We start from the raw sequence: 25,569 nt of genomic DNA, 5'->3' as shown, positions 1-25,569 counted from the left end.
AAACACATGATATGTTCAACCGTCTTTCAGAGGATAATTTTAGGAAGCTTAAACTGCCTAGGGAAAGCAGCCTGGTCAACTTTTCATCTTTTCGTGAGCTGAAGACGGATGTCCTGTTCCGGAGTTTCAGTCTGAAATTTGTAACGGAAGGCTGTGAGCAGTACCTGATTGACGGAAACCTGTTTAAAGTATCTAAGGGAGAGTTTCTTGTAGGGAATCATTTTTCTAACGGAAAACTGCTGATTCAAAGTGATAAAGCAGTTAAAGGATTGTGTATCGATATTGCCCCGGAGATCATGTCGGATGTGGCTAACGGCTTCCGCTGTCCGGAAATAACAGAGCAAGATCCGGAGCTGGTTACTTTTTTTACTTCGGAGAGCTTTGTGGAAAATAAAAGCCATTTTTCTAATAATAGTATCGGAAGGCAGCTGCAGCAGATTTCAGGACAGATCTCCTATCAGACAGACCATCAGTTTGAATTTAACAAAGAGTTTTACTATCTGCTGGCGGAAAATCTTGTTTCCGTTTATGCTCCTGATTTTTACAAGGTGCAAAAGCTGAATGTTTCTAAAATACAGACCCGGAAAATGCTTTACCGGAAAATGCTTGCTGCCAGAAATTATATAGATGAACATTTCATTTCGATAGAAAATATTGAAGAAGTAGCAAGAGCATCTTCAGTTTCGGAGTATCATTTTTTCCGTTTGTTCAGGCAGCTTTTCAACGAAAGCCCTTATCAGTACATCACCCGGAAAAAACTGAACCTGGCGCTCCAACTGTTAAAAGATAAAGGATTTTCCCTTACTGATATTGCTGTTGCCTGTGGCTTTGCAGATCTTTCATCATTCAGCAAGAATTTTAAAAAACAGTTTGGGGTTTCTCCCAGAGGGTTTACGGCATAAAAAAAGACCTCATACAATGATGAGGTCTTAAAATTATTTTTACAGAGGTCTGTTACATATTTCTTCTGTATTTACCCCCAACTTCAAATAAAGCGTTGGTAATCTGTCCCAGAGAACAGTATTTTACAGCATCCATCATCACTCCGAATAAGTTCTGCTGGTTAATCGCTGCGTGCTGAAGTTGTTTTAATGCCTCTTCAGATCTATCATCATTCGCTTTCTGGAAGTTATGAAGCGATTCAATCTGAGCCTGCTTTTCTTCTTCAGTGGAACGGATCACCTCTCCCGGAAGCACCGTTGGTGAACCATCTTTTCCAAGGAAAGTATTCACCCCGATAATTGGATATTCACCTGTATGTTTCAGCCATTCGTAATGCATGGATTCTTCCTGAATTTTAGAACGCTGGTACATAGTTTCCATAGCTCCCAGCACACCGCCTCTTTCTGTGATTCTGTCGAATTCAGCATAAACAGCTTCTTCCACAAGATCAGTCAGCTCTTCAATGATGAATGACCCCTGAAGCGGGTTTTCATTTTTCGCTAAACCTAATTCTTTGTTGATAATCAACTGAATAGCCATTGCTCTTCTTACGGATTGCTCGGTAGGTGTGGTAATGGCCTCGTCATACGCATTCGTGTGAAGAGAGTTACAGTTATCGTAGATCGCATATAATGCCTGAAGCGTTGTTCTGATATCGTTGAAATCAATTTCCTGAGCGTGAAGCGAACGTCCGGAAGTCTGGATGTGATATTTCAGCATCTGGCTTCTTTCATCTGCTCCGTATTTCAGTTTCATGGCTTTTGCCCAGATTCTTCTGGCCACACGTCCGATCACTGAATATTCAGGATCAATACCATTGGAGAAGAAGAAGGATAAGTTCGGTGCAAAATCATTGATATCCATTCCACGGCTCAGGTAATATTCCACATACGTGAAACCGTTAGCCAGTGTAAATGCCAGCTGGGAAACCGGATTGGCACCTGCTTCTGCAATGTGGTATCCTGAAATGGAAACAGAGTAGAAGTTTCTTACTTTTTCCGTGATGAAATATTCCTGAACGTCACCCATTAATCTTAGGGCAAATTCAGTAGAGAAAATGCAAGTATTCTGAGCCTGATCTTCTTTTAAAATATCAGCCTGAACAGTTCCACGAACAGTAGCAATTGTTTTGGCTTTAATTTCAGCATAAACTTCTGCAGGAATTACTTCATCTCCTGTTAAGCCTAAGAGTTTAAGCCCCAGTCCATTATTGGATGGTGGAAGCTCTCCGTTATATTGAGGTCTTTCTAAACCTTTATCGTCAAACTTTTCCTTAAGCTTAGCTTCTACTTTAGCTTCTAAGCCATTCTCTTTGATGTACTTTTCAACATTCTGGTCAATGGCAGCATTCATAAAGAACGCAAGCAGCATTGGAGCAGGTCCGTTGATCGTCATGGATACAGAAGTCAGCGCATTCACAAGGTCAAACCCTGAATACAGTTTTTTTGCATCATCCAACGTGGCAATAGATACTCCCGCGTTACCGATTTTTCCATAAATATCCGGTGGTAGAGCAGGGTCCTGGCCATATAAAGTTACTGAGTCGAAAGCTGTAGATAAACGTTTTGCAGGCATTTCCGCAGATACATAATGGAATCTTCTGTTGGTTCTTTCCGGACCTCCTTCTCCCGCAAACATTCTCGTAGGGTCTTCACCGGTTCTTTTGAATGGGTAAATTCCTGCAGTGTAAGGGAAACTTCCCGGAAGATTTTCCTGGCCTTTCCATTGAATGAGATCTCCCCAGTCATTGTATTTCGGAAGGGCAATTTTCGGAATTCTTAAATGGGATAAAGATTCTGTTGAGGTTTCCACCTTAATTTCTTTTCCACGAACATAATAGGAATAAAACTCCTCATGAAAAGCCTTTTTTGTATCTTCCCATGTCTTCAGGAAGTCAATATTTTCCTGCTGAAGGTCTTTTTCTGCCTTTTGATATTCCGCTTCCAGAACTTCATTGGAAAGGAAGCTTTTCACTCCCTCGATATGATACATTTTTCTGGCAAGCTCAGCCTGCTTTTCGATTACAGCATCATATTGTTTGTTATTTTCTACGATTTCCGAAAGATAACGTACTCTTTTTGGAGGAATGATCGTTACTTCTTCAGTAACTTCCTGTTCAACGAAATTTTTCAGATCAAGTCCTGCAAATTTATCATTCACTTTTGAAACCAGTCTATTGTAAAGTTCTGTTGTTCCGTGATCATTGAACTGGGATGCTTTGGTAGCATAAACCGGCATATCTTCCAATGGACTTTCCCATAGAAGGTGGTTTCTCTGGAACTGCTTTCTTACAGCCTGAAGGGCGTCCAGAGCTCCGCGCTTGTCGGATTTATTTAAAGCCACAAGATCTGCATAATCTAGCATGTCGATCTTTTCAAGCTGGGTAGAAGCTCCATATTCAGGAGTCATTACATACATGGATACATCTGCAAAATCAGATACTTCTGAACCGGATTGCCCGATACCGGAAGTTTCAAGAATAATGACATCAGGGTGTGCCAGTTTCAGAACATTCAATGCAGAATGGATGAATGGCGATACCGAAACGTTGTTTTCTCTCGTCGCCATGGATCTCATGTAAACTCTCGGATCGTTGATGGCATTCATACGGATTCTGTCACCCAGTAATGCTCCACCCGTTTTCTTTTTCGAAGGGTCAATTGAGATAATGGCAATTTTTTTATCGGTATTGGAACGTAAGAAGCGTCTTACCAGTTCGTCTGTTAAAGATGATTTTCCGGCTCCTCCGGTTCCTGTAATCCCGATAATCGGAATAATAAGATCTTTGGATTTCTCGTCAATAGCTTTTACTAATTCTGGTTTTTCTTCTGAGAAGTTTTCAACAGCAGAGATGATCTGGGCAATACTCGTAGGGTTTTCAAAGCTGATGGTTTCAAGATCTGCCGCTGTAACCTCTTTTCCGGTAGCAAAATCAGATCTCTGAACAAGATCGTCAATCATTCCCTGAAGACCAAGTTCACGGCCGTCATCCGGTGAATAGATTCTGTCGATTCCGTAAGACATCAGATCTTTGATTTCTTCCGGGAGGATAACTCCACCGCCGCCGCCAAAAATTTTGATCTGCGGTGAATTCTTTTCTCTTAAAAGATCGTAGATATATTTAAAATATTCATTGTGCCCGCCTTGGTAGGATGTTAAGGCAATGGCGTTAGCATCTTCCTGGATGGCTGTATTAACAACTTCCTCTGCAGATTTGTCGTGGCCAAGGTGAATAACTTCGCATCCGGTTCCCTGGATCACACGGCGCATGATATTGATCGCAGCATCGTGGCCGTCAAATAAAGATGCGGCTGTTACGATTCTGACTTTGTTGGTTGGAGTATATTTTTGGGTTTCCATAAAAAAATAGAAAATTTCTGAATTTTCAAATATAATAATAAAATAAGAACCTATGTTTGATTATAGTTTATTGATTTTTAAATTATTAAATAATGCTATTTAATTAATTTTTTCCAAATTAAGGTTTTGGGATCGGAAAAGTGACAGGTATAAGAGCTGGTTATTGGATTCTATTTTCAAAATCACGGTATTTTCATCTTCTCAAAATTAAATTCTCTACTTTTGCACCATATTTTAAGGATATGCAGAAAGCTTTGATTTATTTCGCGTTGGGAACCGTTGTGAGTTTCCTTATTAATTATTTTTTTCTGAGCTCACAGGATATGGCAGTGGACGCTTATTATGCTGTTGCTTTCGGGTGTGCATGGGGGCTTGCTTACTATCTGGATACTCCCGATTTCTCGCTGCCTAAAAAACTGGGATTGTCTTTTGCGGCAATGGGAGTTCTGGTTCTGATAGGAAGTCTGCTCTTTAATCTTCAGCTTGCTATTCCGTCTATTCTGAAATTTTCTACGGTCTTTGTAGTGTATTATTTAATTGCCAGTTTCAGAGGAAGCAAATCGCTTCGCCAGTAAACCTTTGGATTCAGACAAAATATTTTCCTTTTAATGGAGCATCAGGAAGCTGATCAAGGCTAATCCGGTCACTAAAAACAAGAATGCAAACATATTGAGGAAGAATATAATTCCCCCGATGATAATGCTGACAACGCCGTGGGATTTATATACCCGGTGGTGAGCAACAAAGAAATAGGCCCATCCATAAATTATAATTGCGATCATCACTATTCGGATTAATGTAGTCAGAAAAGCATTATCCAATGCATTTGTAATTCTGTTTAAGATGGCAAAAATCAAGATGCTTACCAATAAGAATGAAAAATAGTGCAGGGTAAAAATACCATGATCAAAGTACCACCATTTTTTCTTGCCGTGGAATATCCATAAAAAGAAGGCGAAAACCGGAAGATAGATAAATAAAGCTTTGGGTAGATGATGAAAAGAGGTCTCTGCCAGATTTCTTATAATATCTCCTTTTTTTACCCCCTCTTTTTTCAGGCTGAAAAACTTATGGGCAAAAGCATCATTTATAAAACCGAACGGGCGTTTTTTACCGGCCATTCCTTTATCATATTCTTCCTGGGTCTTGTAGCCCAAAAAGCTGCTGCTATCAGATATTTTCTTGTCTGTATCTATCGTGCTTTCAAGGCCTTCCTGGAAACTCTGTAACTTCAGAGAATCCTTAAGATAGTTTTGTCCTTCAGTAAGCTGGGCAATTTTAGCGGAGTCTTTTTGCTCCCGTTTTTGCGCTTCAATAGCTTTAATAGCTTCCTGCAGGGCCAGTTTTTGAGGCTGGCTTGTCTGGGTTGTTTTATTTTCCTTTTTGTCTTTATCAAAATCTTTGAGATTGAAAGGAGGGAAAATAGCAAACATAAAGAAGGTGACAAAGCTGACAAATATATAAAGCTTTACCGGAGGAACGAATTTTTGTCTTTTTCCTTCGAGATAAGTTGTGGTAAGTTTTCCCGGTTTGAACAGGAGGTTTTTTACGGTACTCCAAAACTGCCCGTCATAATGAGTGAAGTCTTCTATAAAATGAGTAAAAAGATAATAAAAAGGCTGCCGGCTTTCGATGTTCTGCTGTCCGCAGTGTGGGCAGTATCTTTCTTCCACCTGGTTTCCGCAATTCAGGCATGTCTTATCTTCTCTTAGTTTTCCGTGGCTCATAGTTTTGAGTTTGGCGCAAATATAATTATTTCAGGAAATAAATGAATTATATCAGTACGCTTTTACGGATATCTTTAAAGTAAAATTAATTTTAATGAAGCATTACAAAGCTTAGATATGTTAAGATTAAAAACATGAGAAGTAACCCTATGTTGTTGACAAGAAATAGTAGGAAACCTTTGAATATGCTTACTCTTTTCTTCGTTTCATATACCCTGTAATGGGCTACAAAGAAATAAGCCGTCATATAGGCAAGAAGACCTAAGGTTGTTAATGCATCGAGTATGTTTAGTAGTGAATAGTCCGGTAAAAAACTCATAATTCTTTCTATTACTATTAAAATCAGTATTGTCAATAGCAGGAAAGAGAAATAGTGAAGCGTAAATATGCCATGGTCAAAGTACCACCATTTTTTCTTATTATGAAATAGCCAAAGAAAGAATGCAAATACAGGAAGGTAAGCGAAAAGGGCTTTAGGTATTGTATGGATAAAGTTTTTTTTATATTTCTCCCATATCTGTTTTTTGCTGAGTCCTTCCTTCTTTAATTCAAACACCTTTTTTGCAATTGGTCTTATCAGTTTATGGGCGTTTGAGTTGTCTTTAGCGAGAATGGAATCGTATTGTTCTATTGTATAAGCACTCATAATAGATTCCTCTTTGGTATCGAATGTAAGGTGATACATGTCCTTTTTTCCTTCAACATCTTCTATCTTTAATGTGTCGTCTAATGCATTTTGAGTTGCATTGGCCGTCTCATGGGATATAACACCCTCCTTTTGTAATTCACTTACAATGTTTTTTGTGGCAGCTTTCTGTTTTTCTTTTTTTGACTTTGTTTCTACTTCGATAAGATCGGCTTTTTGATTTTCCTCTTTTGGATGAGGTAAGATATTGGGTAGAAAAAATGTGATGAAACTTATAAATATATACAATTTCACAGGAGCTACATAGACCTGTCTTTTACCAGCCAGATATTCCTGGGTAAGTTTTCCGGGGCGGGTAAACAGGTATTGTATGGTTTTCCAGAACTGTCCGTCATAGTGTGTGAAATCCTCAATGAAATGGGTGAAGAGAAAATGAAAAGGTTGTCTGCGTTCAATATTTTCCTGTCCGCAATGTGGGCAAAACCTTTCTTCAACCTGATGTCCGCAGTTCAGGCAGGTTTTGTCTTCTCTTAATTTTCCGTGGCTCATAAAGTGAAATATGGTGGAAACAAATATAATTATTTCAGGGATATAATAATTATATTGATAAGTTTTTGAGGGAATCTTTAAAGAAAAAGCAATAAAAAAGAGTTGAGGGAAGAAACTCTTTGCTTTAAATCTGTGTTTTTAGAATCTTAGGAACATTTTTTCAACGCCCAATCATTTTACAAGATTTATGCCAAAGGTATTTTCTATGATAAAAGCGATTAACATACCGTAAGTTAGGCCACATTATATAGATAAAATAAAATATGTTTTTCTGTTACAAAAATTATTTGTACCTTTGCACACCCTTTTAGGGGTAAATTATGTTTAATCTTTAACTAAAACGTGTGAATACATTAAGTTACAAAACTGTTTCAGCGAACAAAGCTACTGCGAATAAAGAATGGGTTGTGGTAGACGCTGAAGGACAGCCGTTAGGTAGATTAGCTTCTACGGTTGCAAAGATTTTGAGAGGTAAGCACAAAACGAATTTTACACCTCACGTAGATTGTGGTGATAATGTAATCGTTTTGAATGCTGGGAAAATTACACTTTCCGGAAACAAGTGGGCTGATAAGACTTATATCTGGCATACAGGATATCCTGGTGGGCAGAAGTCTATGACTGCGGCTGAACTTCAAAAGAAAGATTCTTTAAAGGTATTAGAGAAGTCTGTAAAAGGTATGTTACCTAAAAACAGATTAGGAGCTGCTATCCTTAAGAACCTTTATTTATATGAAGGAACTGAGCACAAACATGAAGCTCAACAGCCAAAAACAATTAATGTTAACGAATTTAAATAATTAATTATGTCTATAGTTCACAAAATCGGAAGAAGAAAAACTTCTGTAGCAAGAGTTTATGTAAGACCAGGTTCTGGAAACATTACAGTAAACGGTAAAGATGCTAAAGAATATTTCTCTACAGACGTGATGGTTTACAAATTAAACCAACCGTTTATCCTTTCTGAGACTGTTGGTCAGTATGACGTTACCGTAAACGTATTCGGTGGTGGTAATACAGGTCAGGCAGAAGCTATCAGATTAGGTATTTCAAGAGCTTTATGCGAAATCAACGCTGAGTTCAGATTAGCATTAAAGCCAGCTGGTTTACTTACAAGAGACGCAAGAATGGTGGAAAGAAAGAAGCCAGGTCAGAAAAAAGCAAGAAAGAGATTCCAATTCTCAAAACGTTAAGAATTGCGGTAAGCTTAAAGCAATATGCAATAAGCTTTTTGAAAAACTTATTAAAATTTTTAATTCGCTTCAAAGCCTACGGCTTAATGCCTGAAGCTTAAAGCAAAAATTGCCCGTTACGTTTAGCATCCAAACGCTTCTCCCATCTAAAGAAGTTGTTGATTGTTTAAAAGACGGAAAGTAAACTAACAAAAACAGAAAACATGGCAAAAGCAAATGTAAAAGACCTTTTAGAGGCTGGCGTACACTTCGGTCACATGACCAGAAAGTGGAACCCAAATATGGCTCCATACATTTTTATGGAGAAAAACGGTATTCACATTGTAGACTTACATAAAACAGCAGTTAAATTGGATGAAGCTTGTAACGCTTTAGAAAAATTAACTTCTGCAGGTAAAAAAGTTCTTTTCGTAGCAACTAAAAAGCAAGCGAAAGAAGTTGTTGCAAAACACGCTTCTGAACTTAATATGCCTTATATTACAGAAAGATGGCCTGGAGGTATGTTAACGAACTTCGTTACTATCAGAAAGGCGGTAAAGAAGATGAACTCTATCGACAAAATGAAAAAAGACGGTACGTTCGAAACTTTATCTAAAAAAGAAAGATTACAAGTTGACAGACAAAGAGCTAACTTAGAGAAGAACTTAGGATCTATCTCTGACATGGTTAGACTTCCTTCTGCCATTTTTGTAGTTGATATCTTAAGAGAACACATCGCGGTAACTGAAGCTAAGAAACTTGGTATTCCAGTTTTCGGTATCGTTGATACAAACTCTGATCCTAGAAAAGTAGATTTCGTTATCCCAGGAAACGATGATGCTTCTAAATCTATCGATATGATCTTGAGTATTGTTTCTGATTCTATCAAAGAAGGTCAGTCTCAAAGAAAAGCTGATAAAGAAAAATCTAAAGAAGAAGGAGAAAAAGTATCTGCTGATACAGATGCTGATTTTGATGCAGAATAATTAAGGATTTTCTTTAATATAGGAAAAACGCTGGATTTAGGTCCAGCGTTTTTTTTGTTATTTTATTTCTATTAATCTTTTGTAGGGCAAATCAGTACAAAGAAAAACCCACAGAACAATGTGGGCTTATTTTTAGTTGGAAAGCTTTATAGAATAAGAGCTCGTTATGTATTTTGTTGATTGATAAGGCGAATTACACAGCATTCCGGAGAGTTTATAATTCTGATTTTTGGGAACCATTGTATAGCCCATTTTCCCGGAAGCAATGGGGATCTTTTTAAAGAATCCGTTGCTGCTTACGGTAAGTACCATATTACATCGTGAACCATTTTGTACAGAAATTGAAGTTTTAGGATTGGATGGAGAATCTGAATTAAGTAAATCATTCAGAACATCAGCAGTCTCAGGCTTATAGGTCTTGATAAGCTCATTGTATTCTCTTTCGGTATTGGCAGCACTGTTGCTGTTTCCTGACCCTGAAGAAGGATAAGGATTTCGGTTTGGATAGCTGCCGTAATTCACACTGCAGCTGGCAAGGATTATTGAGATTCCGGAAAGTATGAACAGTTTTTTCATGCCGGTTATTTTTTAGATTTTTTCTTTTTTGAAGGTTTAGCCTGGGAGCTTTCCTTAGAGCTTGTTTCCTGATTCTGATTAACTTCAGGCTGGCGTGCCCCCGGATTTTCAATCACTACAAATATACTTTTTTTTATGTCTTTCTGTGAAGTGTATTTTACATCACACACATTACTGTTGAGGCTGTAAGAGCCTTTATTGATAACAATAAAGTTTTCCCCATGTGCAGGAACAGCAAGGTTGTAAAAATCTTTTCCTTCAATTCTGAGGATAATATTGCAGTCTGAATTATTTCTGAAGAGCAATACGGCTTCTTTGCGGGTAATGTCCTCATCAAACATCGCGTTCAGAAGCTTTACTGTTTTTTCCTTGTGCTGATCTGAGGTTTCTGCGATGAGCTTTTTAAATTCTTCGGCATCTGCAGAGCTTGAATTTCTCATAAACCTGTTGGGAATATCCGTAATGACAGGTCTGGCTTCCATAGGTTTGGCATTTTTAGCCCCTTTGGTCCATTCAGAATTCTTTAGTGCAATGAGTTTGGGTTTCAGGACACTTCTTTTTGGATCATCAGGGTGGGCGTTTTTAAGGTACTCTTCTATTTCCTTGATATTTGTGCTTTTGAGGATTTCTTTGCTTTTTTTCTGTGTGTAAGCAAAGCTAGGGATTAGAAATGTGAAGAGAAGGATGGTCAGAAATTTTTTTTTCATCAATGTTTTATTTCATCAGGTTATACGGAATTTTATATAAGTTATTGTTTTACCTTTAGAAGAGAACAATTCTTCATAATAGGTTTTAATATCTCTTAAATGTTCTGTGTTTGGATCGTATTCCGGAGCGCCATAGATGTCATGGTGAGCAGTGATAATCTCATAACCTGCACCTTGCAAATATCCCAATGTATAGCCGTGAAGGAACTCGGAATCAGTTTTTAAATGAATGATTCCTCCCGGTTTTAGGAATTTTTTATAACGGTTAAGAAAATCAGGATGGGTTAGTCTGTGCTTGGTACGCTTGTATTTGATTTGTGGATCGGGAAACGTAATCCAGATTTCGTCTACTTCGTTTTCTGCAAAAAAATGATCTACAAGTTCAATCTGTGATCTTAGGAAGGCTACATTATTCATACCGTTTTCCACAGCCTCCTTAGCGCCGAACCAGAATCTTGCTCCTTTGATATCAATTCCGATAAAGTTTTTTTCAGGAAATGTTCTGGCCAGACCTACTGAATATTCTCCCTTTCCACAGCCAAGCTCCAGAACGATAGGGTTCTCGTTTTTAAAAAAATCATCTCTCCATTTTCCTTTAAGCGGGAAGCCTTCTAAAGCTTCTTCTCTTGTTGGCTGAATAACGTTTGGTAATATTTTGTTTTCTGCGAATCTTGCTAATTTATTTTTGCCCATCGAGTCATTTATAAAATCCTGCAAAAGTAACAAAATTTGCACAGAATACCTTGCCTTTTATCTTTAAAAGACATGCAATGAGCGTATTTAGCCTCAGTTTGGGGTAAGAATATCTGATTGATACAGGTTTGAAGCTGAGAGATGAAAGAAGGAAATTCTGAAGGTTATCAATAATATTTGGTTATCCTTTTTTAGTTAATTTGATTTTACAGTGGTTTTCAGTATCTATAACTAAAAGTAACTTCTATTTTCCAACCTTTATGCTCAAACTTCCTAACCCGAAATCTCAGGTTATTTATAATGATTTTATTGCGTACCTGAGCTTCCTAGTGCCACCATAATCGCTTTCTGAATCGTCTTTTGTGAAGCATATTGTGCCCCGCATACCAAACTGGTGAAGAGATATTGGCCTTTGTCTATAACAATGGAACTTTCACCATGAGCAGGAACAGCAAGCCTGTATTTGGTGTTTCCTACGCCCTCCATTCTCACGATGATATTACAGTCTGATTTATTTTGAATCAGTACAATGCTCTCTTTGCTATTCGGATCATTATCAAATAATGAATTTAATATTTTTACAGTACGGTTCTGATGTTCTACCGGGTTTACGGCCATCAGCATATTGAATTCTTCTGCTTCTGCATTAGGTATGGCAGTATTGGCTGTTGTATTTACCACATACGTATTTTGGGCAGTACTTGGGATATATACCGTTGTCGGCTGTTTGGCGGCAAGTTCAGCTTTATATTTTGCAATCTGTTTCTGCTTGATAATGGCATTCATCTCATCGAAACTGATTTTGGTAGAAGGTCTTCTTCTGAGCAGAGCCAGCATTTCCTGCATATCTTTTACTTTCTGGTCTGCCGGATGAGCGTTTTTAATGTATTCTTTCATCATTTCCATTACCCGCGGCTTCAGAACGGATCTTTTAGGGTCATCAGGGTGAGCATCTCTTAAAAAAGCATTGATTTCATAGATATTTTTGCTTTTTAGAATATCCGCATAGTCTTTTCCCTTTTTCTGGGCAGACAGGTTGATGAAGAGAACCGAACCAAAAAATAAAAGTAATTTTTTCATTAACAAATTTTAAATTTAAAAAAAATGTTTTCCTCTTAATTTGTGTTTGGGGGTAATTAGCTTTTAATATGATAACGAAATAGAATTATGTTTATTTTAAACACATTATCGTGAGATAAAAATAAACATATTTTTGAATATTTAAAAATATATACTATGGATTTTTAAAATGCATAATAATCAGAGGTAGCTAATCCTGGTCAGCCTGCTATCTTCAGATATGGCTTTTGCATTTGAAAAAAATCAATGAAAATATTGAAAAGGCAGGTCATTCCATGGGTGACCTGCCTTATTTTTATTTAACAACTTCCAGAAGATTAGAGTTTTTAAGCCTTTTTTGATAGATCGGAAGGTATTTTTCAATCGGAACTTTTATGGCTTCAAAATTGCCTGCCAGTACATAGCCCTGTATATTTTCAGAGGTATATACAAACTGCAGGAAGTTATCGATCAGGTTTTCCGGAATTTTAAATTTAAGAAAGTATTCTGTTCCCAGGTAATTTTTAATCTGGGTTACAGAACTATTCATCCTTTCATAAGCCATATAACGTTGTTTTTTCTTTCTTTCGCCTGAAAGAAGATCATAGATGCTGCCTAAGCTGAAGGTAAGTCCGCCGTCTCTAAGCCCGGCAACCGGAAGTTCCGGAGAAGTTCCGTCTCCTTTAGGCTCAGGAAGCCCGATCACTTTTTTAAGAGCCAGTCCTTTATCTTCTTTTCTTATTGAATTAACATCATATCTTAGATTTCCCGTAGGTTTGAATCTGCTGATCACAATCTCCTGAATTTCATAATAAGCAATCTTCAGTTCGATGAGATTTTTTTGCTGAAGCATTTGAGAAGTAAGCTTTACATCTTTCCGTTCTGTAACAATAGAAGTAAAACGGATCACATCTCCGGGCGCTGCAGGAATGTTGTAGTTTCCGTTATAATCGGTAAGTACGGTTTTCTGGGTATTCAGATTGGTAACGTAGACCTGGTTGAGATACAGAATCGAGTTATCTTTTAAAAACACCTCTCCGGAGTATATCTGTGCATTGATCTTTACTATAAAAATCAACAGAAAAAGGGTAAATAGCTTATTCATATATGGGGGCAAAATTACGCAGAAATACAGCAATTTATACCTTATAAGATGACGATTACAGGTTAAAGTTATATTAAACTTTTATAGTAAACTGTTAATGAATGTTATAAGCTTTTACAAATGAAGAAATGACTAACAGAAGAAGGTCGGTTTTACCTGCCAGATGCAGAAATTAAGGGTTTGAAGAGGGAAGAAACCCCCATTGAATAGTATCATTTTTAGGATAACTTTCAGAAAGTATATATCCAACAATAATTTCTAATCTTTCTCTTCCTTCTTCCGGTCCGTTCATCTTATTTTCATTATATTGAATGCAGGCTATTTGTGTTTTACCAAAAGCCAGCTTGAATATTTCACCGAAATAGCGGATCCGTATTCTGTCCAGCTGATGAAGTACCAATAGGTAGCCGTAGGTACAGGTCTTCCGCCCAGTTTTCCGTCCCAGATGTACCGGTTGCTTGGAGTTCCTCTGAAGATCTCTGCTCCATACCGGTCGAATATCCTGAATTCCAGATTATCATTGGCCATTAAGGCTGAATAATCAATCTGGTCATTATGACCGTCATAGTTTGGAGTAATTGTATTGATCAGGTTGATCAAGGCGAACTCTTTTTTAACTTCCGCACAGTAGTTGGAATCTTTTACAAAAACAGTGTGGTTGCCTCTCGGTACATTATTGAAAACATTTGAACTCTGCCAGCTAACTCCATCCAGAGAATATTCATAAGGAGGAGTTCCTCCGCTTACGCCTACTGTAACAGTAGATCCGTTAATTTCAATTGAAGTGATCATAGGCAGTGGAGATTCTGACACCGTAACGTTCTGACGGTAAACACAACCATTGAAGCCAAGGTCTACCCAATAACTTCCCGCAGGAACATTGGTAATGGAAGGTGAAGTAGCACCTGTGCTCCACAGATAACTTTCAAATCCGGGGCCTGCATCTAAAGTCGTGGTGGTTTTAGGACAAATGATCTTATCTTTTAAAATATCTGATTTTTTAGGTACTTTAAGAGTAATTCTAATCGAGCCGACTTCAGGGCACACTCCGTTCTTTTCAAACCGGATATAATACGTCTGGGCAGCTGTGGTAACGGTCACCGATGCGGCTATCGGAGAGGTGTTATTCTGTGCATCAGCTAAAGTAGCATAGAAAGTATACGTAACACTTGGGTCTAATGTAAATGACGGAATAAGTGAAGCTAAACTGACTGTTTTTACTCCATCCAGATCGTCATCACAGAGAGTAACAGATGCAGCTGTAGTAATCAGTGGAACCCTTGCTCCGATACTGAATTTTAACGGCTTAATCACTGCAGCACATCCATCGGGAGAATCCACTCTTATATAAATCGTTGTAACAGCGGTGTAGCTCCAGTTATTCGGAAGTGTATTGTTATTTCCCGCATTGGCATCAGTCAATGAAGCATAATACCTTACATTGGTAAAATAGGTCGGGTTATTCAATACAATGGCAGTGATAGCGGATAAGGTGATATTAACTGTTCCATCGAAATTATCATCACAGAAAACCCCTGTATAATTATCCTGAACAATGGCCAGATTATATAATGAAAGAGTGATCTGTGCTATACTTTTACATCCTATCGAATTTTTTACAACGGCATATACAATGGTTCCGTCAGGTGCAGTATAGGTATTAGGTGCTGTAATAAGGGCGGCTGCATTTTCAGTCTGCGCGTCGATAAGAGTTGGATAATAAGTAATGGTTACTGGTGAGTTATTGGTAACATTCGCGGTTGTCAGGTTAAAAGTTCCCTGCCCGTTGATATTACAGGCTCTGAGGGGTACATTGCTAACAGTTAGTGATTCTATATTAATGGTAACCGTTACCGTTTCACAATCTGTAAAAACAGGATCATTGCCGCAGAACGTGTACGTGAAGGTGTCCGTTCCGGAAGCTCCCGGGGTAGGGGTATAGGTAATTGCTCCGGTTGTTGGGTTTATTGTTGCGGTTCCTAGCGCAGGAGCTGTAGTAATAGCAATGGTAGAGACTACAGGAGTTTGTGCCGAGCTGCTGAATGTAGGAGTTATTGTCAGTGGAGTACAGACATTATAAGATACGGTAGTCAGTTTTGTACAATTCTGTACTTTAAATTGTTCTGTAATCAAAGGTGCACAGCTGCCCATCGTTACGGAACAGGTGTAGTATCCTGATTGTGTAGGCGTAATGGATGATCCGGTAGCGCCGGGAATAATCCCACCGTTGACATACCACTGGTAGGAGTCATAAATAATAGGATCTATTGTAAGTACAATACCGGGAACACAATCACCTCCGGATTTGAGAATAACCGGCTGTGTGGGAAAACCAGCAAAAAATCCTCCATATCCCACAGCATCACTTCCTGCTGTAATCCCAGCAGTAATAGCTTTGTCCGAAACAATGGTAATATTTCCTGAAACATTGGGAATGCCATAGGTAACCCAGTTGGTGGTTCCAGTCATGTTGAATGGTCCTGTTGTTGCGGGAGGAACTCCTCCGTTTACTGTAACACTGGCCCCTCTTTCAGTGATAAGGTTCAGTTTGGTAGGAATATTGAGAATACCCAGAGGATTGTTGTTGGAAAGAACATAATTTTCGTTGATGAAACCCAGCTCGTTGATCTGTTTGGGTAGATAGCAGTTCAGAGCCGGAATAAAATTGAAACCTCCGGTAGCTGACTCATTTCCGGTTGTGGAGTCTCCGGCAAGAATCTGATAAACATAAGCATTTTTGGACGTTCTGATATAAAGGTTATAATGGTTGTTTCCCTGGTTTTGGTATTTGGTATCAGGAATAACAAAATACTGCCCGGTATTTAAAGTAGCTACAGGCGGAATTTCATTATTGACATATACTAACGTGTTATCTTCAGTAGCAACAATAATAGCACCTTCCATATTAGCCCCTATACCGCCGTTTCCTTTTACCAAAGCAAATTCACTTCCCAGCCTTTCAACAGGAACCGACTGATCCATTAAAATATCGGAGCTGGTTGTTATATTTCCGGAATATTGACCGTTAAAGTTTCCATTGGTGACATTTACGGGTTTATTAGCAGTAATCTTTGCACCAATAAATCCATCCGTATTTACGGTACCGAGACCATCTATAATATAGGACTGCCCTTTGTTCAGCGTGAAAGTCATCGTAGGATTGGTTGTTCCGGTTGTTCCGTTTGAAAATTGTACTGTAGGTTTATATCCGTTTACTGTAACTGTGGTATTGTCTTCTGTGGCAAGAATACTGGTCATAAAATTCAGTATGGGATTGGAAACGGAGATGGGAGCAGTGGTTACATAGAAGTTTTTTCCCGTAGACGGAATCCCTTTTGAGGTAATGATTTCCGCATGATTATAAACTGAAAACCTTAAATTGACATAAAAAGGAAATTCGGCTTTCAGATAGAGGCCTTTAGAGGTAGGCGTAAACAAATCCGCCTGTTGGGTAGTAATGATGTACGACCTTAATACGTCGAACTTCTGAGGATTATTTTTGCTGATATCTACAGTACCTATCAGGATATTATTATTGTAGATGCTGACTGGAAAAGAGGTAGTTCTGTTTGTTGATAAATAGAGCTTCTGATATCGATCAGGATTACCTGTTCTGTCAACCATAGGGGCAAACCAATGCTCTCTGTCCAGCTGGCCGGAAATAGAGGTGAAAATATAAAATATAAATAAAAAAGATAGAATTTTCTTCATTCAGATTACAGGTTTATCACAAATTTAATAATAAATTGTATTAATGCCTTAAAAAATAATAAAAACCACGATTTTAAGTTCGTGGTTTTGAAAGTTTTACTGTTTATCTGCTATTCCCTGTTTTGGCCAAGCTTCAGCCTGTATATTTTATGGCTGTCTGTTTTTATTATTGAGTTTACATTTAATACATAAAAAAACCACGATTTATAATCGTGGTTGAAATTCATAGTAAAGTTTCGTTTACTCTATATTTTTCACTAAAACCCATCCGGTATACTTAATTGGAGTCTTCTCTTTGTTAGATTCATTCCAGTTGATGTGATACCAGTACGTTCCGGTTAGTATTTTCTTGTCAAAGTGTCTTCCGTTCCATTTGTAGTTGTTGAATTTATCTCCGGTGAATACCTTATTTCCATATCGGTCATAGATCATGAAAGAAAGATTTTCTTTGTAAGATAATTCACTGTAGTCAATATAATCATTTTTATTATCACCGTTTGGCGTAATGGCATTGATCAGGTTCGGAACGGTAATTTCTACAGAAGTAGGATTACAGTTGTAAGCATCTTTTACATAGAATGTATGCTGTCCTCTGGTCAATCCTGTGAATATATTAGAATCCTGCCAGTTGGATTGTCCGTCTACTGCATATTTATAAGGAGCTTTACCTCCGTTGGCTATTACTGTTACAGTGGTATTCGAAATTTCTATCTGAGAGATCACCGGATCTTCAGCTTTTCTAACTCTTACAATCTGTGTTAAGAAACATCCGTTTTTACCCAGTATTACAGAATATTCTCCAACTCCAACACCCTGAATAGATGATGTTGTTGCTCCGGTGTTCCATAAATAGGAATCATATCCAGGACCTGCATCCAGGTTGGTTCTGCTATCGATACAGATATATTGATCTACCAGAATTGGTGATTTTCTGATAGGAAGCGGGGTAAGCGTAATTTTTGAAATGGCCATACATCCTTCAAGAGTTGTTACCTTAACAAAAACGATACCTCCGGTAGCAGGGAAATTATCAGCAGGGGTAATTTCATTGGTTCCGGCATTAAGGTCTGCCATTGTACGATAATACTTTTTAATAGCTAAAGTATAATCTGTGATGTCAGCTTTTGTAAGATCAAAATAAGCATAAGGAGCTACGTCATACCAGCAGGCTTTGATCTCTGCATCTTTTACGACGAACGGAACTACAGTAAGATTTAAAGTGATCTGTTCGCAATCTGTAAATTCAGTATCGTTACCACAGAATTTATAAACAATTTTATCCGGTCCGTTATAATTTGCTGTAGGAGTGTAAGTGATCGTTCCGTTAGGATTAACAACTGCAGTACCATTGGTAGGCGGAGTAACAATCACTACAGTACCAGGCACCGGAGTTTGTGAAGATGCTGTGAATGCAGGAGTAATCACTCTGGTTGCACAAATATTAAGAGCCTGTGTAGTTTCTTTTAAACAGCTGAATACTTTATAAATTGGGGTGGTAAGAGGTGGACATGTTCCCATGCTTACTCTTACAGTATAGTTTCCTGAAAGCGTTGGAGCATATACGTTGGTTGTTGCTCCAACGATGATATTTCCATTTCGGTACCACTGGTATCCTTCATAGCTGTCATCCACTTCCAATATGATTCCCGGGGCACATTCTCCGGAACGTTTTGTAATAACAGGAATTGAAGAGAATCCTGCAAAATAACCTCCATATCCTACAGCTCCACTTCCTGCAGCAATCCCTGCAGTAACGGCTTTTGTAGAAGTAACGGTGACATTTCCGGTAACATTAGGAATGGAGTAAGATACCCATGCTGTAGTTCCGGCTACAGGGAAAGGTCCCTGTGCTGCTGTTGGGTTGGTAGGAGGGGCTCCGTTGGCTGTAACGGTAACGGTAGCTCCCGCTTCAGTCAGGATATTTAATTTTACATTTTTAGCCCCGCTACTGCTGGTTTCCGGAAGTTCTTCTATTTTTCCTATCTCATCAATTCTTCTTGGAAGGAAACAGTTTAACGGTGGAATATAATTGAATCCTACCGTTGCCTCAGTATTGAGAAGCCCGGCAAGCATCTGGTATACGTATACATTTTTTGACGTTTTGATGTGCATATTCAGGTGCCCGCTTCCCTGATCGATATAAGGGTTAACAAATGTGCCGTTTGGACCCTGCCCTGCTCTCATCCACTGTCCTTCATTAAGAACCTGAACAGGAGATGTTGATCCGTTCAGGTAAACTTCGGTGTTATTTTCTGTGGCTACAATAAGTGCGTCTTCTATTCCTTTAGTGGTTCCACCATTTCCAATTACCATGATGAATTCATTTCCTAATCGGTCTGCGGGAACAGACTGGTCCATCACAATATCTGATGAAAGAGCGGAAGTCGCCGGAAGGGCAAACTGACCATTGAAATTTCCGTTGGTGACAGAAATCGGTTTGTTGGATTCTATTTTAGCACCGATAAATCCGGCTGCATTGGTTCCGTTGTTCATCTGTCCTTCAATGATGTAGGACTGCCCTTTATTAAGAGTGATGTTCATCGTGGGAACAGTAGCTCCTGTTGTACCATTGGTAAACTGAACACCCGCATCATATCCTGTAACAGTGATCGTTGTATTGTCATCTGTAGCCATAATCCCTGTCGTAAAATTAAGGTACTGCATCAATGATGATGACGCAAGTACAGGGGCTGTAGCTACATAAAATTTAGTTCCGATACCAGCTTTACCTTTAGAGGTTAATATTTCCCCATGACTGGTTACACTGAATCTGTAATTGGCGAAAAATGGTTTTGTTCCTTTAACATACAGACCCTTGTTTACCGATTTGAAGAGTTCTGTAGAAGTTGAAGTAGTCATTACTGCTGTTGCTACATCATATGTTTTAGGGTCGCCTTTACTGATCGTTCTTGTTGCCAGCAGCTGATAGCCGGTAGCATTTCGGCTGTAGATTTCTACATCAAAAGGAGTGGTAGAATCTGTAGACAGATATAATGCCTGTTTAGCAGACGATAGAGCAAGTGATCTTGCGGCCATAGGAGCAAACCAGTGTTCGGTGTCCCTTTGTGCAAAAACCATATTTACCGTCAAAAAAACCAATACTAAGCTGAGTAGAAATTTTTTCATGTGTATGGGATTAGGATTTCTACAAAATTAAAATAATATTTCAAATAGTGTTAATGAAATGTAAATAAAAGTTAATTTTTATCATCGATTTTTAATTAAAAGCCATCCGGAATAGGAAACTGATAATTTAGTATCAGGTTCTGTCCATCGTATTACATACCAGTAAGTTCCCGTAGGAATACTGCGTCCGCTCACTTTTCCGTCCCAAATATAATTTTTGTCTGCCGAACGGTAAACAGAAGCACCATAGCGGTCAGCTACTTCTATGCTTACATTATCTTTTATTTTCAGCTCAGAATAGTTAAGAACATCATTAATTCCGTCTCCGTTCGGAGTGATGGTATTCACAAGGTTGATCACTAAAAATTCTTTAGAAACAGGAAGACATCCGTCTGCTCCCAGCACATATACTTTATGAATTCCTCTTGACAAGTTCATGAAAACATTAGAAGGCTGGTAGTTGAATCCATCAAGGGAATACTGATAAGGAGGTGTACCTCCGGTTACATATACTGTTGCCGTAGACCCCGCCAGGTCTATTCTGGTAATGGTAGGAGCCTGTGCTGTTGTTACTTTTACATACTGGCGGTATACACATCCGTTGAATCCAAGATCTACATAATAGTTTCCTGCTCCTACCGTAATGGTTGGAGTAGTGGCACCAGTGCTCCATAGATAAGACGTAAATCCGGGACCTGGATTCAGGATTGCTTTATCATTAGAACATACCACCTGATCGTGCAGTGTTTCAGATTTTTTAGGGGTTTTTAAAGTAAGCTTCAGTGTACCGGTATTGGGACATCCTGTAGTACTTTGAAATCTTACATAGAAAGTATGTACAGACGTAATATTCTGATTTGGAGAAATAGCGTTCGTTCCTGCCTGAGCATTGGCCAGTGTAGAATGGAATGACAGAACAATATTAGGATCCAGAGTAAACAGGTTCTTATAGTCATTAAGGTTAACTGCTTCCGATCCGCTAAGATCATTATCACAGATATCAGCCACTGCGTTTGCTGTGATCAGTGGAATTTTGGCTCCTATCGTAAAATTGATCTGTCCAAAAGCTGAAGGGCAGTCGCTTACATTGGAAAATACCCTTACATATACCGTTGTATTGGCAGTGTATGTCCAGTTCGAAGGAAGGTTATTATTGTTTCCTGCGGTAGCATCAGCCTGGGTAAGGTAATATTTTACAGTGAAATTGGCAGAATTAGCTACAATCTGAGGAGTTACGTTATTGAAATTAACATTAATGATCCCATCAAAATCATCATCACAGAAATTCGCGTTGAAATTGGCTGTATTGATATTAGGGGAAAGATTTTGAGTTAAAGTGATTTGTGCTGTTTTGCTACACCCGAATGAAGATGTAACATTAACGTAGATTGTTCCCGCAGGACCTGTATAAGTCGTAGGAATAGTAATCTGACCTGTTAAGTTAGCATTGGTAAAATACGTTGCTGTAGTACCTGTATCCGGAGTAACAACAGCCGTTGTAAGATTATAAGTCCCGTTTCCGGTAGCTCCCGCACAGGATGACATCGTAGCATTTTGCGTCTGAAGAACATCAATATTCATGTTGACTTTGAAATATTCAAAATCAGCAGGATTTCCGTTTCCTGAGATATAATAGGTGAATGTATCCGTTGCATCAGCTGTAAGACCCGGATTAGGAGTGTATGTAATCTGTCCGTTAGCCGGATTTATAGCTACAGTTCCATTGGTTGGCTGTACGATGATGCTGGTTTGGGAAGGATTAATGGTCTGAGTTGAGTTGGTAAATACAGGCGTAATCACTTTCGTATTACACGAACCGATATCATATATTGTGGTTGAGATGGGCGGACATAAAGTATATTCATACTCATAAGTCATTCTGGATTCACAGTTGTTCTTTGTGATGTAACAGGTATAGGTTCCTGCTCCGTATAGCTCAGGATTAATAAAGTATGTGGTGGCTCCGTTAATAGGATTTCCATTAAAATACCATTGGTAAGAATCATAGCTGCTGTCTACTTCAAGACGAACCCCGGTGTAACAGTCTCCGGTTTTGGTAATCGCTGGTACTGAAGAGAATCCGGCAAAATAACCTCCATATCCTACGGCTCCGTCTCCTGCTGCGATACCTGCAGTAACAGGTTTTGTAGAAGTTACCGTTATCGTGTTTGAAACATACGGTATAGAATAAGTTACCCAGTTCGCATTTCCGGCTACAGGATAGGGACCGGTAGAAGCTGCAGGAGTAGCTCCGTTAAAGGCGACTGTTGCACCTGCCTGCGTAATGATATTAAGTTTGGTATCAAAATAATCAACACCAATTCTGTTGATAAACCCTATTTCATTGATCTCTTTAGGAAGAAAACAGCTTAGTGGCGGGATAAAGTTCATTCCTCCTGTTGCATAAACAGTATTTCCTGAAGTTCCTGCAAGAAGCTGATAGACATAAACATTGTTATTGGAGGAAATGCTCATATTATTTCCCTGGGTGCTGTAGTTGGTTCCCGGGATAATTCGGTGTTCTCCGGCGTTCAGGGTAACGGTGTTACCAGGGTTTCCGTTGATGGTAAGGACAGTTCCGTTTACCGTACCGATGACCAATGCGGCTTCCATTCCGGAGGCGGCCGGCCCGTTTCCTTTTACCAGTACAAAATCTTTACCTAATCTTTCTACCGGAACAGCCTGATCCATCAGTACATCAACATTCGTACTGTTCTGAGTAGTATAGATGCTATTGAAATTCCCGTTCGTTACAGAGATCGGTTTTGTTGCTGTGATCTTTGCTCCGATCAGCCCTCTTAAATTGGCTGTGGAGAGTGTACTTTTAGCTTCAATAATATATGATTTACCCTTGTTAAGAGTAAAGGTTCTTGAAGCAGCCGAAACACCGTCAGAGAAAACAACACCAGGGTTGTATCCTGATAAAGTCACTGTAGTATTGTCTTCTGTAGCAGTAATTCCCACCGTTGAGTTAACGTGTTCTTTTGCTGAAGTAACAGGAGCTGTTCCTACGAAAAAGTTTTTTCCGATACCCGCTAGCCCTTTTGATGTAATAATTTCAGCCTGATTAGGAACCGTAAACCTGAAATTGGCAAAGAATTTTTTGTTTCCTTTTACATACAGTCCCATAGAATTGGATGTAAAAAGGTTAGACAGGGTAGAGGAAATCATGTATTGATAAGGAACCGTTACCTGGACCGGATTTCCTTTGCTTACCTGTACGGTAGAAAATACAGTGTTGTTATTATAAACCTGAACCTGGAAAGGTGTAACTTCATTGGTAGACAGATATAAATAACATTTTGGAGTTCCCTGAAGAGAACTTGCGGACATAGGAGCAAACCAGTGCTCTGTATCTAATTGTGCATTGACTAATAAACAGAAAAATGTACAAAAAGCGAGTAGAAATTTTTTCATGCGTTACTATAAGGGCCGCAAATTTAAGCATTAATAATCAATTTTTTATAGAAAAAAATTAAACAATTGATCTTTATTGATGGATTGTCGAATATTTAAAATTTACGTCATATTTTGTTAACACCAATAAATCTTTCTTCGGTGATGAACAATAAAAAAAGAACCCATTTTCAGGGCTCTTTCAATTGATTAATAGCATACTTTCTAGGTTGACGGCAAATCGTGCATTCTTGCTTCCTATTTATCGCCTTATTTTTTCTTCAGTTTTCCTATGATCGCTAAAAGTGATTTCCGGTTTTTAGCTTCATGATAAAACTTGGGAAGTTTTTCAAGAAGTGTAAAATGAGTACGGTCTTTATGTTCCCGGAGATCAGCCGCAATATACTTTTCCAAGTATTCCAGATGGCTGCCGTTATAAGCACAGAATACATCATCTTTAAAAGAATGCTGAAGCCAGAGCTCTGCTCCAAAGTAAACATGAGCGGCTCTTATAATGAGTGTTTTGTATCCGAAAATGCAAGATTCCATGGTGGTTTCTTTGTTATAACCACAACCGGGACAGTACAATCTTGCTTTTTTCTGTTCCTTCTCAGTTTTGGCCAATGCTTTCTGCTCACAAACGGGGCAGACTACCCAGACTTCATCATAGAAATCGGAAATTGTTTTATTCTGATCGGTGAAACGGGTTTTATCAGACATTTTTTGTGGAATATAATGGATTTTGAATTAATCCTGATGGGACTATTATTTTTTACCGGTGATTACAGCACATTGACTTTTCCTTGGGCTGTGACAACATAAATTTTGATGACGTTACCGGATTTTTCATTTTTTATTTCTACTGTACAATAGGTGTTATATGCCTTTTTTGTACCAAGATTTAAGTTTTGAGCGTGTACCAAGGCTTTAAATTTAATATTTTGTGCTCCTTTGTTTAATGTGATCTTAATGTTTTTCACTACAAAATTAGAAGGCGCTTTTTCTAAGGTAGTAACATCAAACGTACATACAGCTCCGGTATTATCAATATTCTTCTGAACACTGTATTTCTTTTCCACAGCATTAGAAAAACCTTCCGGTAGCTGAATGTTTTGATCCATCAGGAGAAAATTGTCAGGAGTTCCTGAAGGTTGACAAGCTGTAAATAAAAGACATAACAGCAGTACAATAAAAGAGGGGGTGATTTTCATGATTTATTTTATTTGTTGGTTATTTAATCATACCAGTGAAGGATGCTGATGGTGTAGCCATCATTTGCAAAAGCTTTCAACAGAGCTTTGCCAAGATATTCATTTTTCAGGGTCTGTCTTATTCCTGTGAAGAACATACTTCCCGTATTCTCATATCCCGGGATGTCCTTATTCTTTCCGGTATAATGTCGTATTGTCTTTACTGCGTCCTGCCGGGTTTTAAATACGACATTAATATCCTTGGCCACTCCGGTGATTTCAGAAAGAAGAACTTCCTGCTTTTCTATATAATGAAAGCTTCCGTTCGTTTCTATTTCTATAGATAAAATGCCGTTATGTAGTTGATAGGGAGCAATTATTTTTAAAGTATCTTCAAAACGATTGGACTTTAACTGCAATTTTAGATCTTTCTTCAGGTAAAGATTCAGGATTTGTACTGTGGCAGCTTTCTGGGAAAAGAAGAATGATCCCGTTAAAATAGACAGTATTAGGATATATCGATGGATAAGATATTTCATGTCTGGCTGTTTATAGCAAATCTACGCCTTCACACCGGTAAAAAAAATACCCCGAAAGAGGTAGGTTTGAAATTAAGAGAAAAAA

General features: G+C 38.5%; 19 protein-coding genes. 5 read left to right on the top strand and 14 right to left on the bottom strand.

Annotation, left to right across the window (positions count from 1 at the left end; genetic code table 11):
- Window positions 1-11 precede the first annotated feature (11 nt).
- Complete coding sequence (locus FW768_RS13090; protein WP_153396088.1) at window positions 12-902, top strand: AraC family transcriptional regulator; 891 nt, start codon at window positions 12-14, stop codon at window positions 900-902.
- A gap of 52 nt (window positions 903-954) precedes the next feature.
- On the opposite strand, the gene FW768_RS13085 is transcribed toward FW768_RS13090, so the two are convergent.
- Window positions 955-4,302, bottom strand: a complete 3,348-nt coding sequence (locus FW768_RS13085) for a methylmalonyl-CoA mutase family protein (protein ID WP_153396086.1) — start codon at window positions 4,300-4,302, stop codon at window positions 955-957.
- Between the two features lie 242 nt (window positions 4,303-4,544).
- On the opposite strand from FW768_RS13085, the gene FW768_RS13080 reads away from it, so the two are divergent.
- Window positions 4,545-4,877: a hypothetical protein gene (locus FW768_RS13080; protein ID WP_153396084.1), complete on the top strand. Its 333-nt coding sequence runs from the start codon at window positions 4,545-4,547 to the stop codon at window positions 4,875-4,877.
- A 30-nt stretch (window positions 4,878-4,907) separates the two neighbouring features.
- Here FW768_RS13080 and FW768_RS13075 read toward each other — a convergent pair whose 3' ends face one another.
- The gene (locus FW768_RS13075; RefSeq protein ID WP_153396083.1) at window positions 4,908-6,029 is read right to left on the bottom strand and encodes a DUF3667 domain-containing protein; all 1,122 of its coding nucleotides are present in this window, start codon (window positions 6,027-6,029) and stop codon (window positions 4,908-4,910) included.
- A gap of 91 nt (window positions 6,030-6,120) precedes the next feature.
- Window positions 6,121-7,224, bottom strand: coding sequence for a DUF3667 domain-containing protein (locus FW768_RS13070; RefSeq protein WP_153396081.1), 1,104 nt, complete (start codon window positions 7,222-7,224; stop codon window positions 6,121-6,123).
- 344 nt (window positions 7,225-7,568) lie between these two features.
- Between FW768_RS13070 and rplM the strand changes: the two genes are divergently transcribed.
- The 3 genes from rplM to rpsB all read left to right on the top strand — a co-directional run bounded on the left by rplM (window position 7,569) and on the right by rpsB (window position 9,382).
- Complete coding sequence (gene rplM, locus FW768_RS13065; protein WP_027375420.1) at window positions 7,569-8,024, top strand: 50S ribosomal protein L13; 456 nt, start codon at window positions 7,569-7,571, stop codon at window positions 8,022-8,024.
- Between the two features lie 6 nt (window positions 8,025-8,030).
- Window positions 8,031-8,417, top strand: coding sequence for a 30S ribosomal protein S9 (rpsI, locus tag FW768_RS13060; RefSeq protein ID WP_047373582.1), 387 nt, complete (start codon window positions 8,031-8,033; stop codon window positions 8,415-8,417).
- Window positions 8,418-8,620: 203 nt separating this feature from the next.
- The gene (rpsB, locus tag FW768_RS13055; RefSeq protein WP_153396079.1) at window positions 8,621-9,382 is read left to right on the top strand and encodes a 30S ribosomal protein S2; all 762 of its coding nucleotides are present in this window, start codon (window positions 8,621-8,623) and stop codon (window positions 9,380-9,382) included.
- Between the two features lie 132 nt (window positions 9,383-9,514).
- Here the strand turns inward: rpsB and FW768_RS13050 are convergent, their stop codons facing one another.
- The 11 genes from FW768_RS13050 to FW768_RS13000 all read right to left on the bottom strand — a co-directional run bounded on the left by FW768_RS13050 (window position 9,515) and on the right by FW768_RS13000 (window position 25,484).
- Window positions 9,515-9,958 carry a DUF6759 domain-containing protein gene (locus FW768_RS13050; protein ID WP_153396077.1) on the bottom strand — a complete coding sequence of 148 codons (444 nt, stop codon included), beginning with the start codon at window positions 9,956-9,958 and terminating at the stop codon, window positions 9,515-9,517.
- Between the two features lie 5 nt (window positions 9,959-9,963).
- Window positions 9,964-10,665 carry a DUF6759 domain-containing protein gene (locus FW768_RS13045; RefSeq protein WP_231128683.1) on the bottom strand — a complete coding sequence of 234 codons (702 nt, stop codon included), beginning with the start codon at window positions 10,663-10,665 and terminating at the stop codon, window positions 9,964-9,966.
- A gap of 15 nt (window positions 10,666-10,680) precedes the next feature.
- Window positions 10,681-11,358 carry a tRNA (guanosine(46)-N7)-methyltransferase TrmB gene (gene trmB / locus FW768_RS13040; protein ID WP_153396075.1) on the bottom strand — a complete coding sequence of 226 codons (678 nt, stop codon included), beginning with the start codon at window positions 11,356-11,358 and terminating at the stop codon, window positions 10,681-10,683.
- Between the two features lie 306 nt (window positions 11,359-11,664).
- The gene (locus FW768_RS13035) at window positions 11,665-12,438 is read right to left on the bottom strand and encodes a DUF6759 domain-containing protein (RefSeq protein WP_153396073.1); all 774 of its coding nucleotides are present in this window, start codon (window positions 12,436-12,438) and stop codon (window positions 11,665-11,667) included.
- Between the two features lie 295 nt (window positions 12,439-12,733).
- Entirely contained in the window at window positions 12,734-13,522 is a 789-nt protein-coding gene (locus FW768_RS13030) for a hypothetical protein (RefSeq protein WP_153396071.1), read from the bottom strand.
- A gap of 318 nt (window positions 13,523-13,840) precedes the next feature.
- Window positions 13,841-17,233, bottom strand: coding sequence for a T9SS type B sorting domain-containing protein (locus FW768_RS13025; protein ID WP_185151976.1), 3,393 nt, complete (start codon window positions 17,231-17,233; stop codon window positions 13,841-13,843).
- Window positions 17,234-17,473: 240 nt separating this feature from the next.
- Window positions 17,474-20,359: a T9SS type B sorting domain-containing protein gene (locus FW768_RS13020; protein ID WP_153396069.1), complete on the bottom strand. Its 2,886-nt coding sequence runs from the start codon at window positions 20,357-20,359 to the stop codon at window positions 17,474-17,476.
- Between the two features lie 81 nt (window positions 20,360-20,440).
- Window positions 20,441-23,776, bottom strand: coding sequence for a T9SS type B sorting domain-containing protein (locus tag FW768_RS13015; RefSeq protein ID WP_153396067.1), 3,336 nt, complete (start codon window positions 23,774-23,776; stop codon window positions 20,441-20,443).
- A 249-nt stretch (window positions 23,777-24,025) separates the two neighbouring features.
- Window positions 24,026-24,475, bottom strand: coding sequence for a hypothetical protein (locus tag FW768_RS13010; RefSeq protein WP_153396065.1), 450 nt, complete (start codon window positions 24,473-24,475; stop codon window positions 24,026-24,028).
- Between the two features lie 62 nt (window positions 24,476-24,537).
- A complete protein-coding gene (locus FW768_RS13005; protein ID WP_153396063.1) occupies window positions 24,538-24,966 on the bottom strand; it encodes a hypothetical protein in 429 nt (142 codons plus the stop codon).
- A 23-nt stretch (window positions 24,967-24,989) separates the two neighbouring features.
- Window positions 24,990-25,484 (bottom strand): hypothetical protein, encoded by a 495-nt coding sequence (locus FW768_RS13000; protein WP_153396061.1) that lies wholly within the window; start codon window positions 25,482-25,484, stop codon window positions 24,990-24,992.
- Window positions 25,485-25,569: the final 85 nt, after the last annotated feature.

Source organism: Chryseobacterium vaccae (assembly GCF_009602705.1).
Lineage (GTDB): Bacteria > Bacteroidota > Bacteroidia > Flavobacteriales > Weeksellaceae > Chryseobacterium > Chryseobacterium vaccae.
The sequence above is the reverse complement of the archived record's forward strand: the minus strand, read 5'-3'. Positions and strand labels throughout refer to the sequence as shown.

Excerpts from the sequence above, each read along its gene's own strand:
- FW768_RS13090 (WP_153396088.1), top strand. The coding sequence starts at position 12 with ATGTTCAACCGTCTTTCAGAGGATAATTTTAGGAAGCTTAAACTGCCT.
- FW768_RS13085 (WP_153396086.1), bottom strand. The coding sequence starts at position 4,302 with ATGGAAACCCAAAAATATACTCCAACCAACAAAGTCAGAATCGTAACA.
- FW768_RS13080 (WP_153396084.1), top strand. The coding sequence starts at position 4,545 with ATGCAGAAAGCTTTGATTTATTTCGCGTTGGGAACCGTTGTGAGTTTC.
- FW768_RS13075 (WP_153396083.1), bottom strand. The coding sequence starts at position 6,029 with ATGAGCCACGGAAAACTAAGAGAAGATAAGACATGCCTGAATTGCGGA.
- FW768_RS13070 (WP_153396081.1), bottom strand. The coding sequence starts at position 7,224 with ATGAGCCACGGAAAATTAAGAGAAGACAAAACCTGCCTGAACTGCGGA.
- rpsI (WP_047373582.1), top strand. The coding sequence starts at position 8,031 with ATGTCTATAGTTCACAAAATCGGAAGAAGAAAAACTTCTGTAGCAAGA.
- rpsB (WP_153396079.1), top strand. The coding sequence starts at position 8,621 with ATGGCAAAAGCAAATGTAAAAGACCTTTTAGAGGCTGGCGTACACTTC.
- FW768_RS13050 (WP_153396077.1), bottom strand. The coding sequence starts at position 9,958 with ATGAAAAAACTGTTCATACTTTCCGGAATCTCAATAATCCTTGCCAGC.
- FW768_RS13045 (WP_231128683.1), bottom strand. The coding sequence starts at position 10,665 with ATGAAAAAAAAATTTCTGACCATCCTTCTCTTCACATTTCTAATCCCT.
- trmB (WP_153396075.1), bottom strand. The coding sequence starts at position 11,358 with ATGGGCAAAAATAAATTAGCAAGATTCGCAGAAAACAAAATATTACCA.
- FW768_RS13035 (WP_153396073.1), bottom strand. The coding sequence starts at position 12,438 with ATGAAAAAATTACTTTTATTTTTTGGTTCGGTTCTCTTCATCAACCTG.
- FW768_RS13030 (WP_153396071.1), bottom strand. The coding sequence starts at position 13,522 with ATGAATAAGCTATTTACCCTTTTTCTGTTGATTTTTATAGTAAAGATC.
- FW768_RS13025 (WP_185151976.1), bottom strand. The coding sequence starts at position 17,233 with ATGAAGAAAATTCTATCTTTTTTATTTATATTTTATATTTTCACCTCT.
- FW768_RS13020 (WP_153396069.1), bottom strand. The coding sequence starts at position 20,359 with ATGAAAAAATTTCTACTCAGCTTAGTATTGGTTTTTTTGACGGTAAAT.
- FW768_RS13015 (WP_153396067.1), bottom strand. The coding sequence starts at position 23,776 with ATGAAAAAATTTCTACTCGCTTTTTGTACATTTTTCTGTTTATTAGTC.
- FW768_RS13010 (WP_153396065.1), bottom strand. The coding sequence starts at position 24,475 with ATGTCTGATAAAACCCGTTTCACCGATCAGAATAAAACAATTTCCGAT.
- FW768_RS13005 (WP_153396063.1), bottom strand. The coding sequence starts at position 24,966 with ATGAAAATCACCCCCTCTTTTATTGTACTGCTGTTATGTCTTTTATTT.
- FW768_RS13000 (WP_153396061.1), bottom strand. The coding sequence starts at position 25,484 with ATGAAATATCTTATCCATCGATATATCCTAATACTGTCTATTTTAACG.